This is a genomic window from Candidatus Sodalis sp. SoCistrobi (genome assembly GCF_900143145.1).
Lineage (GTDB): Bacteria > Pseudomonadota > Gammaproteobacteria > Enterobacterales > Enterobacteriaceae > SoCistrobi.
Map to the genome: position 1 here is coordinate 1 of NZ_FRDB01000052.1, position 15,109 is coordinate 15,109.

Annotated in this window: 8 protein-coding genes and 3 pseudogenes; 2 read left to right on the forward strand and 9 right to left on the reverse strand. The window is 58.7% G+C overall.

The genetic code is table 11. The annotated features are described in order from the left end of the window. The first annotated feature begins 888 nt into the window (after window positions 1-888). Entirely contained in the window at window positions 889-1,041 is a 153-nt protein-coding gene (locus CINSTRO3249_RS05480; protein WP_143146888.1) for a type I toxin-antitoxin system Hok family toxin, read from the forward strand. A 289-nt stretch (window positions 1,042-1,330) separates the two neighbouring features. Here CINSTRO3249_RS05480 and eno read toward each other — a convergent pair whose 3' ends face one another. From eno to rlmD, 5 genes and pseudogenes are all read right to left on the reverse strand, one after another. Continuing rightward, window positions 1,331-2,632, reverse strand: coding sequence for a phosphopyruvate hydratase (gene eno, locus CINSTRO3249_RS05485; RefSeq protein WP_074012513.1), 1,302 nt, complete (start codon window positions 2,630-2,632; stop codon window positions 1,331-1,333). Window positions 2,633-2,711: 79 nt separating this feature from the next. Continuing rightward, window positions 2,712-4,349: a glutamine hydrolyzing CTP synthase gene (pyrG, locus tag CINSTRO3249_RS05490; RefSeq protein WP_074012514.1), complete on the reverse strand. Its 1,638-nt coding sequence runs from the start codon at window positions 4,347-4,349 to the stop codon at window positions 2,712-2,714. Between the two features lie 549 nt (window positions 4,350-4,898). Further along, window positions 4,899-5,698 (reverse strand): annotated as a pseudogene (gene mazG / locus CINSTRO3249_RS05495) (nucleoside triphosphate pyrophosphohydrolase). A gap of 18 nt (window positions 5,699-5,716) precedes the next feature. Continuing rightward, window positions 5,717-7,951, reverse strand: a complete 2,235-nt coding sequence (gene relA / locus CINSTRO3249_RS05500; RefSeq protein WP_074012515.1) for a GTP diphosphokinase — start codon at window positions 7,949-7,951, stop codon at window positions 5,717-5,719. Window positions 7,952-7,960: 9 nt separating this feature from the next. After that, window positions 7,961-9,302, reverse strand: a pseudogene (rlmD, locus tag CINSTRO3249_RS05505) (23S rRNA (uracil(1939)-C(5))-methyltransferase RlmD). A 60-nt stretch (window positions 9,303-9,362) separates the two neighbouring features. Here rlmD and barA point away from each other — a divergent pair. Then, window positions 9,363-12,359, forward strand: a complete 2,997-nt coding sequence (gene barA / locus CINSTRO3249_RS05510; RefSeq protein ID WP_254304298.1) for a two-component sensor histidine kinase BarA — start codon at window positions 9,363-9,365, stop codon at window positions 12,357-12,359. Window positions 12,360-12,362: 3 nt separating this feature from the next. Here the strand turns inward: barA and CINSTRO3249_RS05515 are convergent, their stop codons facing one another. The 4 genes and pseudogenes from CINSTRO3249_RS05515 to CINSTRO3249_RS05525 form a co-directional block, all read right to left on the reverse strand. Continuing rightward, the gene (locus CINSTRO3249_RS05515; protein ID WP_074012516.1) at window positions 12,363-13,505 is read right to left on the reverse strand and encodes a glycerate kinase; all 1,143 of its coding nucleotides are present in this window, start codon (window positions 13,503-13,505) and stop codon (window positions 12,363-12,365) included. A gap of 88 nt (window positions 13,506-13,593) precedes the next feature. After that, window positions 13,594-14,487 carry a 2-hydroxy-3-oxopropionate reductase gene (gene garR / locus CINSTRO3249_RS05520; protein ID WP_074012517.1) on the reverse strand — a complete coding sequence of 298 codons (894 nt, stop codon included), beginning with the start codon at window positions 14,485-14,487 and terminating at the stop codon, window positions 13,594-13,596. A 199-nt stretch (window positions 14,488-14,686) separates the two neighbouring features. Further along, window positions 14,687-14,779, reverse strand: a pseudogene (locus CINSTRO3249_RS16440) (2-dehydro-3-deoxyglucarate aldolase); the annotation flags it as partial. A 101-nt stretch (window positions 14,780-14,880) separates the two neighbouring features. Further along, a partial coding sequence (locus CINSTRO3249_RS05525) for an integrase core domain-containing protein (protein ID WP_143146879.1) occupies window positions 14,881-15,109 on the reverse strand: 229 nt, incomplete at its 5' end.

Below are 15,109 nucleotides of genomic sequence, written 5' to 3' on the forward strand. Positions count from 1 at the left end.
CGGAGAGATAGCGGCAACCGGAGCACAGTCTGACGCCTTACGCCGCCGGTACGCGCCCGTTATCGGCTGATCTCCCCGCACACCCCTGCCCGCATCACGCGGGCTTTTTTGTGGCTGCCGCTCACAGCGCCTGAGCGCCCCGCTAAGCCTCTCTTTGCCTCAAGCCATCCCAAACGCCACGCATTCCACTCCGTTCAGCCACGGCGCGCCAGGGCCGCGTCATCGCCACGAAATACACGCATCCCCCACGGAAACGGCGCTACACCGCACCCGCCTGCACACTTTGCATCGTAAAATTTTTTCAAAATGACCTACCCACAAATCACCCCGCCAGCCCGCGCGGTGCCTGGGCTTTTGGGCGATAGACGAAATTGTAAAGTGTGAAAAGAATTTCAGTTTTTTTCAGTTTTTGACGCAGGAGAGATGCCCCACGTAAAGCACATCCCTTTGAAGTCAAAGGAAAAATCATGGATTACGTGGCGAACAGCATAAAATCAGCGCTGAAAAGGCCAGGCAGACTTTTACAGAAAACCCAGGCGTGGCGCGGCTTGCAGGCGAACAGGTGGCGGAGAGGGCTTTTCAATTTTTTTCACAACTGATTGGGCTGGCAGCGTCTCGGCAGAGCCATCCGTCACGTGACGAAATCGACAGGCGTAACCTGCGGAATGAGACTTTACGTGGTGATTTCGTGGGCGGGTAAGAATTTGCAGAGAAGAGGATTACTGTTACACTTCGCGCGGGTGCTCTGGATCTTTCTGTCCTGAGCCTCGGCAAAAGGCAGAAAGAGAAAGGCCCCGAATCGATGTTAATCAACCCGAGGCCACTCTTATGCATCAGCAACATAAAGATAGCCTCTTCCACGCCGAAAGGCAAGATAAGGAGGCCATAATGCCGCAAAAACTCGCTATCACCGCTCTGGTGGTTATCTGTATCACCTTACTGGTGTTTACCTGGATAACCCGGAAATCACTCTGTGAAATCCATATCAGAAAGGGCGAAACGGAGGTTGCGGCCATAATGGCTTACGAATCTGTGAGGTAAGGCAACCCAGCGGCGGGGCTTGCCCCCGCCCGTTGGTTGTTGTTTGAGTGAAGATCTGCGAGCACCCATTTTTCCGGCCAGCCTCAGCGCTGGCTTTTTTGCGCCAAAATAAAAGCCCCGGAAACCGAGGCTTTGGGTGTTCGATGTGGACGACTTGTGGATGACTATTGAAATAAATCCTTTTATTTCAATTTCTTATTCTTTATATAAACCCCGCCGAAGCGGGCCTGAACGCTTTCAGGCACTGCTCAGGGGCCCAAAGGCCGCGGAGCAGGACTGAGTGCCGGCGTTACGCCTGGCCTTTCACTTCACGCAGACCGTTGAACGGCGCGCGGTCGCCCAGCGCTTCTTCGATACGAATCAGCTGGTTGTATTTCGCCACGCGATCGGAACGGCTCATGGAACCGGTTTTGATCTGGCCAGCCGCGGTACCTACCGCCAGGTCGGCGATGGTCGCGTCTTCGGTTTCGCCGGAGCGGTGGGAAATGATGGTGGTATAACCCGCATCTTTCGCCATCTTGATGGCCGCCAGCGTTTCGGTCAGCGAACCGATCTGGTTAAATTTGATAAGGATAGAGTTGGCAATACCTTTGTCGATACCTTCTTTCAGGATCTTGGTATTGGTGACGAACAAATCGTCGCCCACCAACTGGATTTTGTCGCCCAGTACTTTGGTCTGGTAAGCGAAACCGTCCCAGTCAGATTCGTTCAGGCCATCTTCAATGGACACGATCGGATACTGTTTGGTCAGATCTTCCAGGTAATGGGTGAATTCCTGGGAGGTGAAAGTCTTGCCTTCGCCTTTCAGGTTATAGTTACCGGTGGCTTCTTCAAAGAATTCAGAGGCCGCGCAGTCCATGGCCAGGGTGATGTCTTTACCCAGCACATAACCGGCTTTCTCCACCGCTTCCTTGATAGCGGCCAGCGCCGCGGCGTTGGATTCCAGGTTCGGCGCATAGCCGCCCTCGTCGCCCACGGCAGTGCTCATACCTTTGCTTTTCAGCACTTTCGCCAGGTTATGGAACACTTCGGAACCCATACGCACCGCTTCTTTGATGCTTTTCGCGCCGACCGGCTGGATCATGAATTCCTGAATGTCGACGTTGTTGTCGGCGTGTTCACCGCCGTTGATGATGTTCATCATCGGCAGCGGCATGGAGAATTTACCCGCGGTACCGTTCAGCTCGGCGATATGCTCATACAGCGGCATGCCTTTGGAGGCAGCGGCTGCTTTGGCGGCGGCCAGGGACACGGCCAGAATGGCGTTGGCGCCGAATTTGGATTTGTTTTCGGTGCCGTCCAGGTCGATCATGGTTTTATCCAGCGCGGCCTGATCTTTGGCGTCTTTACCGGTCAGGGCCTGAGCGATAGGACCGTTCACCGCGTCAACCGCTTTGGTGACGCCTTTGCCCAGGTAACGGGATTTGTCGCCGTCGCGCAGCTCCAGCGCTTCGCGCGAGCCGGTTGAGGCGCCCGACGGCGCGGCAGCCAGACCAACGAAACCACCCTCCAGATGTACTTCTGCTTCTACGGTCGGATTTCCGCGGGAGTCGATGATTTCACGGCCAATGACTTTTACAATTTTGGACATTCGTATTTCCTCAGTACAAGTTAAAACACAATTCCTGACGGGCTGCCGGCGCCGCTCGCGCTCTGGCCGCCCCCTGTTTTTATTTCTGCGCCCGTTTTTGATAGTCGCCCGCGGCTTTCACGAAGCCCGCGAATAACGGATGACCATCGCGCGGCGTCGAGGTGAACTCCGGGTGGAACTGGCTGGCGACAAACCACGGATGATCCGGGTATTCGATGATTTCTACCAGCTTATTATCTCCCGACCAGCCGGCAACGCGCAGGCCGGCGGACTCGAGGTGTTTCAACAGCATGTTGTTGACTTCATAGCGATGACGGTGGCGTTCCAAAATGGTGGCCTCGCCGTACAGCGAGCGCGCCAGGCTATCGTCCGCCAAATGGCAGGGCTGGCTGCCGAGGCGCATGGTGCCGCCCAGATCGCTCTGCTCGCTGCGCATTTCCACATTGCCGTCTTCATCGCGCCATTCGGTGATAAGCGCCACCACCGGATATTTACAGTCTGGCACAAATTCGGTGGAGTTGGCATCCTGCATCCCCGCCACGTGGCGGGCGAATTCGATTAACGCCACCTGCATCCCCAGACAAATACCCAAATAGGGGATCTTCTGCTCACGCGCGTACTGCGCGGTGAGGATTTTACCCTCCACGCCGCGATAGCCGAAGCCGCCGGGAATAAGGATAGCGTCCAAATCTTTCAGTATTTCGACGCCGCGGGTTTCGACATCCTGGGAATCAATCAGACGGATATTCACCGTCAGACGATTTTTCAAACCGGCGTGTTTCAGGGCCTCGATAACCGACTTATAGGCGTCCGGTAAGGCGATGTATTTGCCCACCATGCCGATAGTCACTTCGCCGACCGGATTCGCCTGCTGATAAATCACCTGCTCCCACTCAGACAGATCCGCTTCGGGACAGTTCAAGCTGAATCGTTTACAAATATAATCGTCCAGCCCCTGCGATTTCAAGAGCGCCGGAATTTTATAAATTGAATCAACGTCTTTTAGCGAAATCACCGCCTTTTCCGGCACGTTGCAGAATAAAGCAATTTTCGCCCGCTCGTTATTGGGCACCGAGCGATCGGAGCGGCAAATCAGCACGTCGGGCTGAATACCAATGGAGAGCAGCTCTTTCACCGAGTGCTGGGTGGGTTTGGTTTTTACTTCCCCGGACGCCGCCATGTACGGCACCAGGGTTAAATGCATGTAGAGGGTATGCTCGCGCCCGACTTCCACCGCCATCTGGCGGATGGCTTCCAAAAACGGCAGCGATTCAATATCCCCGACGGTACCGCCGATTTCCACCAGCACCACATCATGCCCCTCGCCGCCTTCAATAATGCGTTCCTTGATGGCGTTGGTGATATGAGGAATGACCTGAATGGTGGCGCCCAGATAGTCGCCGCGGCGCTCTTTGCGCAACACGTCGGAGTAAATGCGGCCGGTGGTGAAGTTATTGCGACGCGACATTTTGGTACGAATGAAGCGCTCATAATGCCCCAAGTCCAGATCCGTTTCGGCGCCGTCTTCGGTTACAAAAACCTCGCCGTGCTGGATAGGGCTCATGGTACCCGGATCCACATTGATATAGGGGTCCAGCTTCATGATGGTAACGTTAAGGCCCCGGGCTTCGAGAATAGCCGCCAGGGAGGCTGCGGCAATGCCTTTACCCAAGGAGGAGACGACCCCGCCGGTTACAAAAATATAGTTTGTTGTCATGCTGAACCTGAGAAATTAGGTGTAAAGACGGAATAACCAAGACGGGAAAACAGTATACCTGAAGCCGCATTGCGCCACAAATATTCGTTTTGGTTCACAGCACACGCCTGCTGGCCTTCCGTATCGCCTGGCGCGCCGCAACAAGGTCAAAATACAGCAAAAAAATCAATACTATAGAATAAAATTAACTTTTAATGGCGATACTTGCGCCCTTAGCGCAAACGCCTTACCAGACGCCCGAGCATCCTCGGCTGACGCGGCCTCACCTTTACAGCCGGCGGCGCACCGGGCCGTTGCGCCCTCTTTCAGCGCTTTACCTGCGCCTGCGCGCCGCGCTTTGCCGCGGCGCCCCGTCTCTCAGCCACAACGTAGCACGCTACAGCGCCTTCTTTCGGCGCTTCCCCTGCCGCCTGCGCGCCGCTCTTTGCCGCGGCGCCCCGTCTCTCAGCCACAACGTAGCGAACTACAGCGCCCTCTTTCGGCGCTTTACCTGACGCCTGCGCGCCGCTCTTTGCCGCGTCCGCGTCTCTCGGCCGACAACGTAGCGCGCTATTGCGCCTTCTCCCGGCGCTTCACCTCTTCCCAGGCGGCCTCCATTTGCTGCAGGCTGGCCTGCCTCAGGTCAAGCCCCTGCGCGCCGACAATCGCCTCCACCTGGCGGAAGCGGCGCTCGAATTTGCGGTTGGCCTGCTGCAGGGCGATTTCCGCCGTCTGACCCAGATGGCGCGACAAATTCACCGTAGCAAACAGCAGATCCCCCACTTCCTCCGCCAGCTTGTCCGCATCGACCTGCGGCTGGCGCGCCTCATGCATCACTTCATCGATCTCTTCGTGCACTTTCGCCAACACCGGCGCCAATGTCGACCAGTCGAAGCCCACCGCCGCGCAGCGCTGCTGGATTTTTTGCGCTTTCATCAGCGCCGGCAGAGTGGCGGGAATATCGTCCAGCGGCGACAGGCGGGACTTTTCCGCCCGCTCCTGCGCTTTCAGCCGTTCCCACTGCTCGCGATGGTCCGACGGCGCGCCCGGCGCATCACCGAACAGGTGCGGGTGCCGGCGCTCAAGTTTGTCGCTGATGGCATCGCAGACCGCGGCAAAATCAAATCGCCCCTCCTCACGCGCCAGCTCGGCGTAAAACACCACTTGAAACAGCAGATCGCCCAGCTCGGCGCGCAGGTCGCCATAGTCGCGCCGCGCGATGGCGTCGAGCACCTCGTAGGTTTCCTCCAGGGTGCAATGGAATCCAGGGTTTGGCTGCTATCCCAGGGACAGCCCGTTTGCGGATCGCGCAAACGGGTCATCATGGCCAACAGCCGATGCAGCGCCGTAGCGGCATGTGGTTCAGACATAAAACGCCCTTTGACGCGTCAATTTCCGTGCAGCCGGCGTGCGTCGATGACGTCCGGCAGTTGGTTAAGTTTCGACAACACCCGTCCCAGCACCTGCTGGTTGTAGATTTCGATATCCATATCGATGGTGGCCAACTGTTTTTTCACATCGCTGCGGCTGGCGACGCCCAGCACGTTGACCTTCTCGTTGGCCAAAATCGTGGTGATATCGCGCAGCAAGCCGCTGCGATCGTTGGCGGTGACTCTCACTACCAGCGAATAGCCGCTGGAGTAACTCTCTCCCCACACCGCGTCAACGATGCGCTCCGGCGCATTGGCCTGCAAGTCCGCCAATTGTTCGCAATCGGCGCGATGAATGGAGATGCCGCGCCCCTGAGTGATAAAACCGGTGATATCGTCCCCCGGGATCGGCTGGCAGCAGCGGGCGATATGATGCATCAGGTTACCGACGCCCTCGACGACCACCCGGCCGTTATCGCGGTTGCGCGGTACCGGCGGGGTTTTCTGCGTCAGCTGGCGCAGCGCCTGTTTGTCTTCCTCTTCGGCGCTGGGCTTGTTCAGCTTACCCTGCAGATAATTGACCATCTGATTGATGCGCACGTCGCCGCCGCCGATGGACGCCAGCAATTCATCGAGCGTATTGACGTTGTAACGCGGCAGCAGCAGTTTTTCCGCCTCGCGCACGCTGATGCCCAGATGCTCCAGTTCGTCTTCCAGCAGTTGACGCCCGGCGGCAATGTTCTTGTCCCGGTCTTGCTTGCGGAACCAGTTATGGATTTTGGAGCGCCCGCGGCTGGTGGTGACGTAACCCAAGTTGGGATTCAGCCAGTCGCGGCTGGGGTTCGGGTGTTTCTGGGTGATGATTTCGACCTGATCGCCCATGCGCAACTGATAGGTGAACGGCACGATGCGGCCGCTGATTTTGGCGCCGATACAGCGGTGGCCGACGTCGCTGTGGATATGGTAGGCGAAATCTAGCGGCGTGGATCCGGCCGGCAGATCCACCACGTCCCCTTTCGGCGTAAACACATACACGCGATCGTCGAATACCTGGCTGCGCACTTCGTCGAGCATTTCGCCGGAGTCCGCCATCTCTTCCTGCCAGGCCAGCAGCTTGCGCAGCCAGGCGATACGCTGCTCGTAGCCGGAGCGACCGCCGGTAAGGGCGGTGCCGCCCTCTTTATACTTCCAGTGCGCGGCCACGCCCAGCTCGGCATCTTCATGCATCTGGCGCGTACGAATCTGGATTTCCAGCGTTTTGCCGCGCGGGCCCAGCACCACGGTATGGATTGACTGGTAGCCGTTGGGTTTCGGGTTGGCGACGTAATCGTCGAACTCGTCCGGCAAGTGGCGAAAGTGCGTATGCACAATGCCGAGCGCGGCATAGCAGTCCTGCAAACGCTCCACCACCACCCGCACCGCGCGCACATCGAACAGTTCGTCGAATTCCAGCGTCTTTTTCTGCATTTTGCGCCAGATGCTGTAGATGTGCTTCGGCCGGCCGTAGATATCGGCCTTTAGACCTTCCTCCTGCATGGCTTTGCGCAAGGAGGCGACAAAATCCTCAATATACTGTTCGCGGTCGATTCGCCGCTCATGCAGCAGCTTGGCGATACGCTTGTACTCATCGGGATGCAGGTAACGGAAACAAAAATCCTCCAGCTCCCATTTCAACTGACCGATGCCGAGACGGTTGGCGAGCGGCGCATAGATATTGGTGCTTTCTTTCGCCGCCAGCACCCGCTCGTCTTCCGGCGCATCCTTCAGTTCGCGCAGGTGGGCGATACGCTCGGCGAGCTTGATGACCACGCAGCGGAAATCCTCGACGATCGCCAGCAGCATGCGGCGCACGTTATCCACCTGCTCCGGCGCCATCGAATCGTTATGCGTCGCCTTCAGTTGGCGGATGGCGTCCATATCGCGCACGCCGTGCACCAGTTCGACGATGCTCTTGCCGAATTCCGCCTCCAGCACCGTCTCTTCCACCACGCCGGCATCGGCGAGCGGAAACAGCAGCGCCGCGCACAGGCTGTCGTTGTCCATGCTGAGCATGGACAAGATTTCCACCATTTCGATGCCGCGCCACAGCAGCAGGGGGGCGTCCGGATGGTCCTTGCACCGCTGCTCGCAGTAGCGCCAGGTGTCGGCCAGCCGTTCACTTGATTGCGGATTGGCGAGGCCCAGACTGGCCACCCAGTCGTCCACGGCAAATTCGCCCGCCGGATTCAAATGTGCACTTCTTACCGCAACCATACCCAATCCCTATCTTGCAGAGATGCCGGAACGCTTGATAAATAACGCCATCGATTCAAGATGGCCGCTATGCGGAAACATATCCAGCATCACCAGGCGTGCCAGGGTGTAGCCTGCCGCCAATAAAATTTTGCTATCCCGCGCAAGCGTCGCCGGATTGCAAGAAACATAGACAATGCGCTGCGGCGCCCACGCCGCCAACAGAGGCATCACGCCGGCCGCACCCGCTCTGGCCGGATCGAGCAATATCTTATCAAATCCGCCCACGGCCCACGGCTGTCGCATCACATCCTGTTCAAGATTTTCGTGAAAAAAAGTCACGTTACTTAGTGAATTACTCTGCGCATTATATTGCCCATTCGCTACTAACGCCGCAACCCCTTCCACGCCCGTCACCTGCCCGCTTGAACGTGCCAGCGGCAGAGTGAAATTGCCCATGCCGCAAAACAGATCCAGTACCCGATCGCCGGGCGTCGGCGCCAGCCAGTCCAGCGCCTGGGCCACCATTTGCTGGTTGACTTCGTCATTGATCTGGATGAAGTCGCGTGGGCTGAAACGCAACGTCAATGCCGCTATCCGGTAATACGGCGGCTCGCCGCTTAAACAGTCCAACCGCTCACCGTCAGGCGCCAGCCAGACGCTGACCTGTTGCGCCGCAGCAAAGTCCAGCAGCCGGCGGCGGTCCTCTTCCCCCAGCGGCTGCAGGTGGCGCAGCACCACCAGTGGACCGTTATCCGCCGCCGCCAGTTCAACGTGCCCCAAATGCGCCACGGCCCGCAACCCTTCCAAACAAGCGCGCAAAGGGGCGATCAGCTGTTCCAGCACCGGCCGCAAAATCGGGCAGGCGTGAATATCTACTAATTCATAATTCACTCGACTTTGCCTGTCGATAACCCATGCTGAGTTGGCGGCCTTTCGGGCGATAGACCAGCCCCAGGCGCGTGCGCCGCCGGTAACCATAGGCGCTAGAACCGATTTGCGCCACATCTGGCACCGCGCCGGGCTGTTCGCGCGCCAACAGCTGCGCCAGCGCCGCGGCCTTGGTGCGCTGCTGCAGCGCCTGGCTGATATGCTGCTGCTGGCAGCCGCCGCACACGCCATAGTGCGGACAGCGGGGCGTGACCCGCTCAGGGGCGTCGTTCAGGCGGTGGATCACTTCGCCGCGGCTGTATTGGCGCTTATCCTCGGTCAGACGCACTTCGGCCTGCTCGCCCGGCAGCAGCCCGGGGATAAACATCACCTTGCCGCGGTGGCGCGCCAACCCCTGGCCGAACGCATCCAGTTGGTCACAAGAGACCGTGACCCTCTCACGGGTCGCCACGCGACGGTTTGCAGAGTAGAATTGCGCCATAGATTGCCGGAAATGCCTTTGCGATATGAGCCTGACGCTATTCTCCCATATTGGACCGCTATGACCAAATACAGCTTGCGCGCGCGGATGATGATACTGATCCTGGCTCCGACGCTTTTCATTGGCTTACTGTTCAGCGCGTTTTTTGTCGTCCACCGCTACAACGAATTGCAGCATCAGTTGGTCGACGCCGGCGCCAGCATTATCGAGCCGCTGGCGCTGTCCAGCGAATACGGCATGACGTTTCACAACCGTGAATCGGTGCGCCATCTGGTCAATCTGCTGCATCGCCACCACTCCGATATTGTACGTTCCATTTCGTTGTTCGACGCTAACAATACGCTGTTCGTTACCTCCAATTATCAACAAAACATGGCGCGACTGAAATTGCCGGACGGCGCGCCGATGCCCGAAGGGTTGACCCTGCTCCGCACCGGCTCATCGCTTATCATGCTTACCCCCATCGTGCGCGAGGACAGCCTGCCGGACGGCGAGCGCGCCTATGGCGCGGCCAGCGACGCGATAAAACCGCTCGGCTATATCGCCATCGAACTGGATATGGACGCGGTACGGCTGCAACAATATAAAGAGGCGTTCGTTTCCACGCTGTTGCTGCTCCTGTGTCTTTGCTGCGCCGGGTTGTTCGCCTACCGTCTGATGCGCGATGTCACCGGCCCTATCCGCAACATGGTCAACACCGTTGACCGTATCCGCCGTGGCCAATTGGACAGCCGGGTGGAAGGCTACATGCTCGGCGAGCTGGATATGCTGAAAAACGGCATCAACGCCATGGCGATGTCGCTCAGCGCCTACCACGAAGAGCTACAGCAAAATATCGATCAGGCCACGTCGGATTTGCGCGAAACCCTGGAGCAGATGGAAATCCAGAACGTCGAACTGGATCTGGCGAAAAAACGCGCCCAGGAGGCGGTGCGCATCAAATCAGAGTTCCTGGCGAATATGTCTCACGAGCTGCGCACGCCGCTGAATGGCGTCATCGGCTTCACTCGTCAGACATTGAAAACACCGCTCTCACCTACCCAGCGCGATTATCTGCAAACCATTGAGCGCTCAGGTAATCACTTGCTCAGCATCATTAACGATGTACTAGACTTCTCCAAGCTGGAAGCCGGCAAACTGATGCTGGAAACCATCCCTTTCGCGCTGCGCGCCATTCTCGATGAGGTGGTGATCCTCTTGGCCCATACCGCCCATGAAAAGGGACTGGAGCTGATTTTACAGGTGCAGCGCGAGGTGCCGGAATATGTCATCGGCGATCCGCTGCGGCTGCAGCAAGTCATGACCAACCTCATCGGCAACGCCATTAAATTCACCGAGCAAGGGCATATCATCATCCGCGTCGGCCGCCAGGGCCATGAGCGGGAGCGGGTGGAGATCAACGTACAGATCCGCGATACCGGCATCGGTATCGCCGAGCGCCAGCAATCGCAGCTGTTCCAGGCTTTCCGCCAGGCCGACGCCAGTATTACCCGTCGGCACGGCGGTACCGGTCTGGGGCTGGTGATTACGCAAAAACTGGTGCGCGAAATGGGCGGGGAAATCAATTTTCGCAGCCGCATCGGGCGGGGGTCCACTTTCTGGTTCCATATTCCTTTGCAAATCAATTGTCACGCCTGGGTCGATCCCCACCGCTACGATGCGCTGATGCATAAGCAGCTGGCGCTTATCGAGAGTAATAGCGCATCGGCGCAGGCCACCCTTGAACTGCTGGCGGACACGCCCCTTGAGGTCAGTCACTACCCGGACCTTAACGCGCTGGGGGATGCGCAGGTGGATATCCTGCTTATCGGCAAACCGATTACCGCGACGTTGTCGCTGCCGGAAATGCGCTATGAGCTGCTGCAGGCCAGTGGCCATGCCCGTTGTATTATCCTGGCGCTGCCGGGCGCCTGGATGGTGGAAGCGGAGCTGCTGAAACAAATGGGCGCGGACGCCTGTCTGACCAAGCCGGTGTCCGGACAGCGCCTGCTTGCGCTGCTGCAATCGCCTCCCGCGCTGCGGCCAAGCGGCGAGCCCGAGGCCGGCACGCCCTGCCTGCCGCTGACCGTCATGGCGGTAGATGATAATCCCGCCAATCTCAAACTGATCGGCGCGTTGCTGCAAGAGCAGGTGGAGCAGACCATCCTGTGTAACAGCGCCGCCGAGGCCATCGCCTACGCCCAAAAAAAACCGCTGGATATTATTTTGATGGATATCCAGATGCCGGAAATCGATGGTCTGCGCGCCGCGGAGCTGATTCGCCAATTGCAGCTGCATGCCCATACGCCGATTGTGGCGGTTACCGCCCATACTATTAGCGATGAGCGCCAGCGGCTGCTGGACGCCGGTATGGTGGATTGTTTGGCCAAACCTATCGACGAAGCGATGCTGCGCCGGCTGCTGTCGCGTTACGGCATCCACGATCCTGCGTCGCTGGCGCCGCCGCGCGAGGGGCCAAGCGACGTCCGTCCGCCGCCGGTGCCTTCCGGCAATCAGGATGTCTCGCTCGATTGGCAGTTGGCGCTGCGCCAGGCGGCGGATAAGCCGGATTTGGCGCGGGAAATGCTGGGTATGCTGCTGGAATTTCTGCCCGAGATTAAACAGCGTGTAGAAGCGGTGGCGAGCGGCGCCCACGACGAGCATATCGGCAGCCTAATCCATAAACTGCACGGCAGTTGCAGTTATAGCGGCGTGCCGCGGCTGCGGCGGTTGTGCGCCAACATTGAGCAACAGCTGCGCAGCGGCGTGGAGGTGGCAGCATTGGAGCCGGAGTGGTTGGAAATGCTCGATGAGATTGAGAATGTGCGCATCGCCGCCCGCGCCTGGCTTAGCGGCCAACGTGGGATTAGCGTGCAACCCTGCCCGCGTCTAAATGAACGACGAGCGGGCCCGGCGCTGCAAGCCATAACGAGCAAGGTGAGAGTAACGTGCCACACTGCCGCGTTCGGTCGAACGACGAGCGCGCCCGGCGCCGCAAGCCATAACGAGCAAGGTGAGAGTAGCGTGCCACACTGCCGCGTTCGGTCGAACGACGAGCGGGCGCAGGGCGGGCGTTAGCCGTTAGCGCAGCGTCTGGCCGAGTTTCACCGTCGCCGCGATATTGCGCGCCGTCATGCGCACATTTTCGCCGGCGTTTTCCAGCGCCTGCTCCAGCGTACAAATGCTATACAGCACGCTAAACACCGCGTCCAGCCCGTGCTGATGCACCACGCCCACATCGGCGGTCAAACTCCCGGCGATGCCGATTACCGGCTTCTGGTACCGTTTCGCCACCCGCGCCACGCCGATCGGCACCTTACCCTGTAGCGTCTGGCTGTCGATGCGGCCTTCGCCGGTAATCACCAGCGACGCATCTTTCACCAATTGCTCCAGTCCCAGCGCCTCGGTGACAATTTCGATACCCTGACGCAACTCGGCACCGCAAAACGCCTGCAGGCCGGCGCCCATTCCTCCGGCGGCACCGGCGCCGGACACGCGATCGACATCCTGGTCAAGATCGCGCTTAATGATGTCAGCGTAATGCTTCAACGCCACATCCAATTCGCGGATCATTGCCGGCGTCGCCCCCTTTTGCGGGCCGAAGATCGCCGAAGCGCCCTCGTCACCGGTCAGCGGATTGCTGACATCGCAGGCGACCTCAAACCGGCAGCCGCGAATACGCGCATCCAGTCCGCTGATGTCGATGCGGGCCAATTTGGCCAATTGACCGCCGCCAAAGCCGATAGGGTCGCCGTTGTCATCCAGCAGGCGGGCGCCCAGCGCCTGCACCATACCGGCGCCGCCGTCGTTGGTGGCGCTGCCGCCGATACCGATGATGCAGTGCTTGACGCCGTGGTCCAGCGCGCAGCGGATGAGTTCACCGGTACCGAACGAGGTGGTCAGTAACGGATTGCGATCGTCGCTGCGCACCAACTCCAGCCCGCTGGCGGCGGCCATTTCAATAAACGCGCTGGCGCGATCGCCGGACAAGCCGAAGAACGCCGCCACAGGCTTACCGAGCGGCCCCGTGACCTGCACGCGGATAATCTCGCCGCCGGTGGCCGCTACCATGGCCTCCACGGTGCCTTCGCCGCCGTCCGCCACCGGCAACTTGACGTAATCGGCGTCGGGAAACACCTCACGAAATCCTTTTTCGATCTGCGTCGCGACTTCCAACGCCGATAAACTCTCTTTGTATGAATCCGGAGCGATGACTATTTTCATAAACTACCCGCTACGCCTGTTGAGAGCTGAAGCCGACGACGTCGGCATTCCGCCGGGTGAAAGAGCGCCCGGCCGGCGCCCGAGGCCGTTACTGGCGCTTTACGACAACATGAGCCAGTTTTTCATAATAGCAGGCCAGTGCGCTATGGTCTGCGCTACCCAAATCGTCTTGTTTTAGCGCCTGCATCATTTCCATGACCGCGGCGGTCAGCGGCAGCTGCGCGCCCACGCCGTGGGAGGTATCCAGCGCATTGGCCAAATCCTTAATATGCAGATCGATACGGAAACCGGGTTTGAAATTGCGATCCAATACCATCGGCGCTTTGGCGTCCAGCACGGTGCTCCCCGCCAGGCCACCGCGGATCGCTTTAAAGACCAGCTCTGGATCCACGCCGGCCTTGGTGGCAAGCACCAAGGCTTCCGACATGGCGGCGATATTGAGCGCCACGATCACCTGATTCGCCAGTTTGGTGACGTTGCCGGCGCCGATGTCACCGATATGCACCACGGAGCCGGCCATCGACTCAAGCATCGCGGCATGACGATCGAAGATGCCTTTATCGCCGCCCACCATCACCGACAGCGTGCCGTCGATGGCTTTCGGCTCGCCGCCGCTTACCGGCGCGTCCAGCATCTGGATGTGTTTTTCCGCCAGCGCCGCGGCGATTTCACGGCTGGCCAGCGGCGCAATGGAACTCATATCGATGACCACGCTGCCGGCTTTAGCCCCGTCGATTACGCCGTTCTCACCCAACACCACCTCTTTGACATGGGGAGAATTGGGCAGCATGGTGATGATCACCTCGCACTGCTCGGCCACGGCTTTCGGCGACGACGCACGTTCGGCGCCGGCGGCAACCACCTCTTCTACCGCGTCGGTGTTGCGATCCAGCACGACCAATGCGTAACCCGCCTTCAGCAGATTTTTACTCATGGGTTTCCCCATGATCCCCAGGCCAATAAATCCAATCTTCATCGTGATATCCTCTTGATTCGTGTTATTAGCGCCAGCCGGCGCGGCGTCTGGCGTTTAACCTTAAATGTTCAGCCTTCAGCGTTAACGTTTAGCCATTAGCCTTGGGCCTTGGGCCTTGGGCCATTAGCCTTGGGCCTCAAGTGTTCAGCCCTGAGCCCTGAGCCTTAAGTGCTCTCAGTGCTCAGCCTTTAGCATATAACCGCTTTCAGCCTTTAAATTTGTCGCACAGGGACTGGGTCGCGCTGCGAAACACCCCCAAATCGCTGCCGACGGCGACAAAGCGCGCGCCCCATTCCAAATTGAATCACCCCGGATAAATTAGAGTCTATACTTTAAAAGTGGAGGTCTCTATGACTGACTGAATAACCCCGAGTTTATTAGAGAGTAATTTTGGCAATACTACGCCGCTTCCTCTGATGCTAATTGCAAAGCGTAATAGTTCATTTCGGCTTCAGTAGGAGGGATGTAACCCAGCCGCCCGAGCAGCCTTCTGTTGTTGTACCAGTCCACCCAGTCCAGCGTGGCCAACTCCACTTCCGTCCGGTTTTTCCAGCTCCCGCGGTGGATAACCTCCGTTTTGTACAACCCGTTGATACTCTCTGCCATCGCATTATCGTAGGAGTCGCCG

Coding starts and splice junctions, on each gene's coding strand:
- eno (WP_074012513.1), bottom strand. CDS start 2,632: ATGTCCAAAATTGTAAAAGTCATTGGCCGTGAAATCATCGACTCCCGC.
- CINSTRO3249_RS05480 (WP_143146888.1), top strand. CDS start 889: ATGCCGCAAAAACTCGCTATCACCGCTCTGGTGGTTATCTGTATCACC.
- relA (WP_074012515.1), bottom strand. CDS start 7,951: ATGGTTGCGGTAAGAAGTGCACATTTGAATCCGGCGGGCGAATTTGCC.
- barA (WP_254304298.1), top strand. CDS start 9,363: ATGACCAAATACAGCTTGCGCGCGCGGATGATGATACTGATCCTGGCT.
- CINSTRO3249_RS05515 (WP_074012516.1), bottom strand. CDS start 13,505: ATGAAAATAGTCATCGCTCCGGATTCATACAAAGAGAGTTTATCGGCG.
- pyrG (WP_074012514.1), bottom strand. CDS start 4,349: ATGACAACAAACTATATTTTTGTAACCGGCGGGGTCGTCTCCTCCTTG.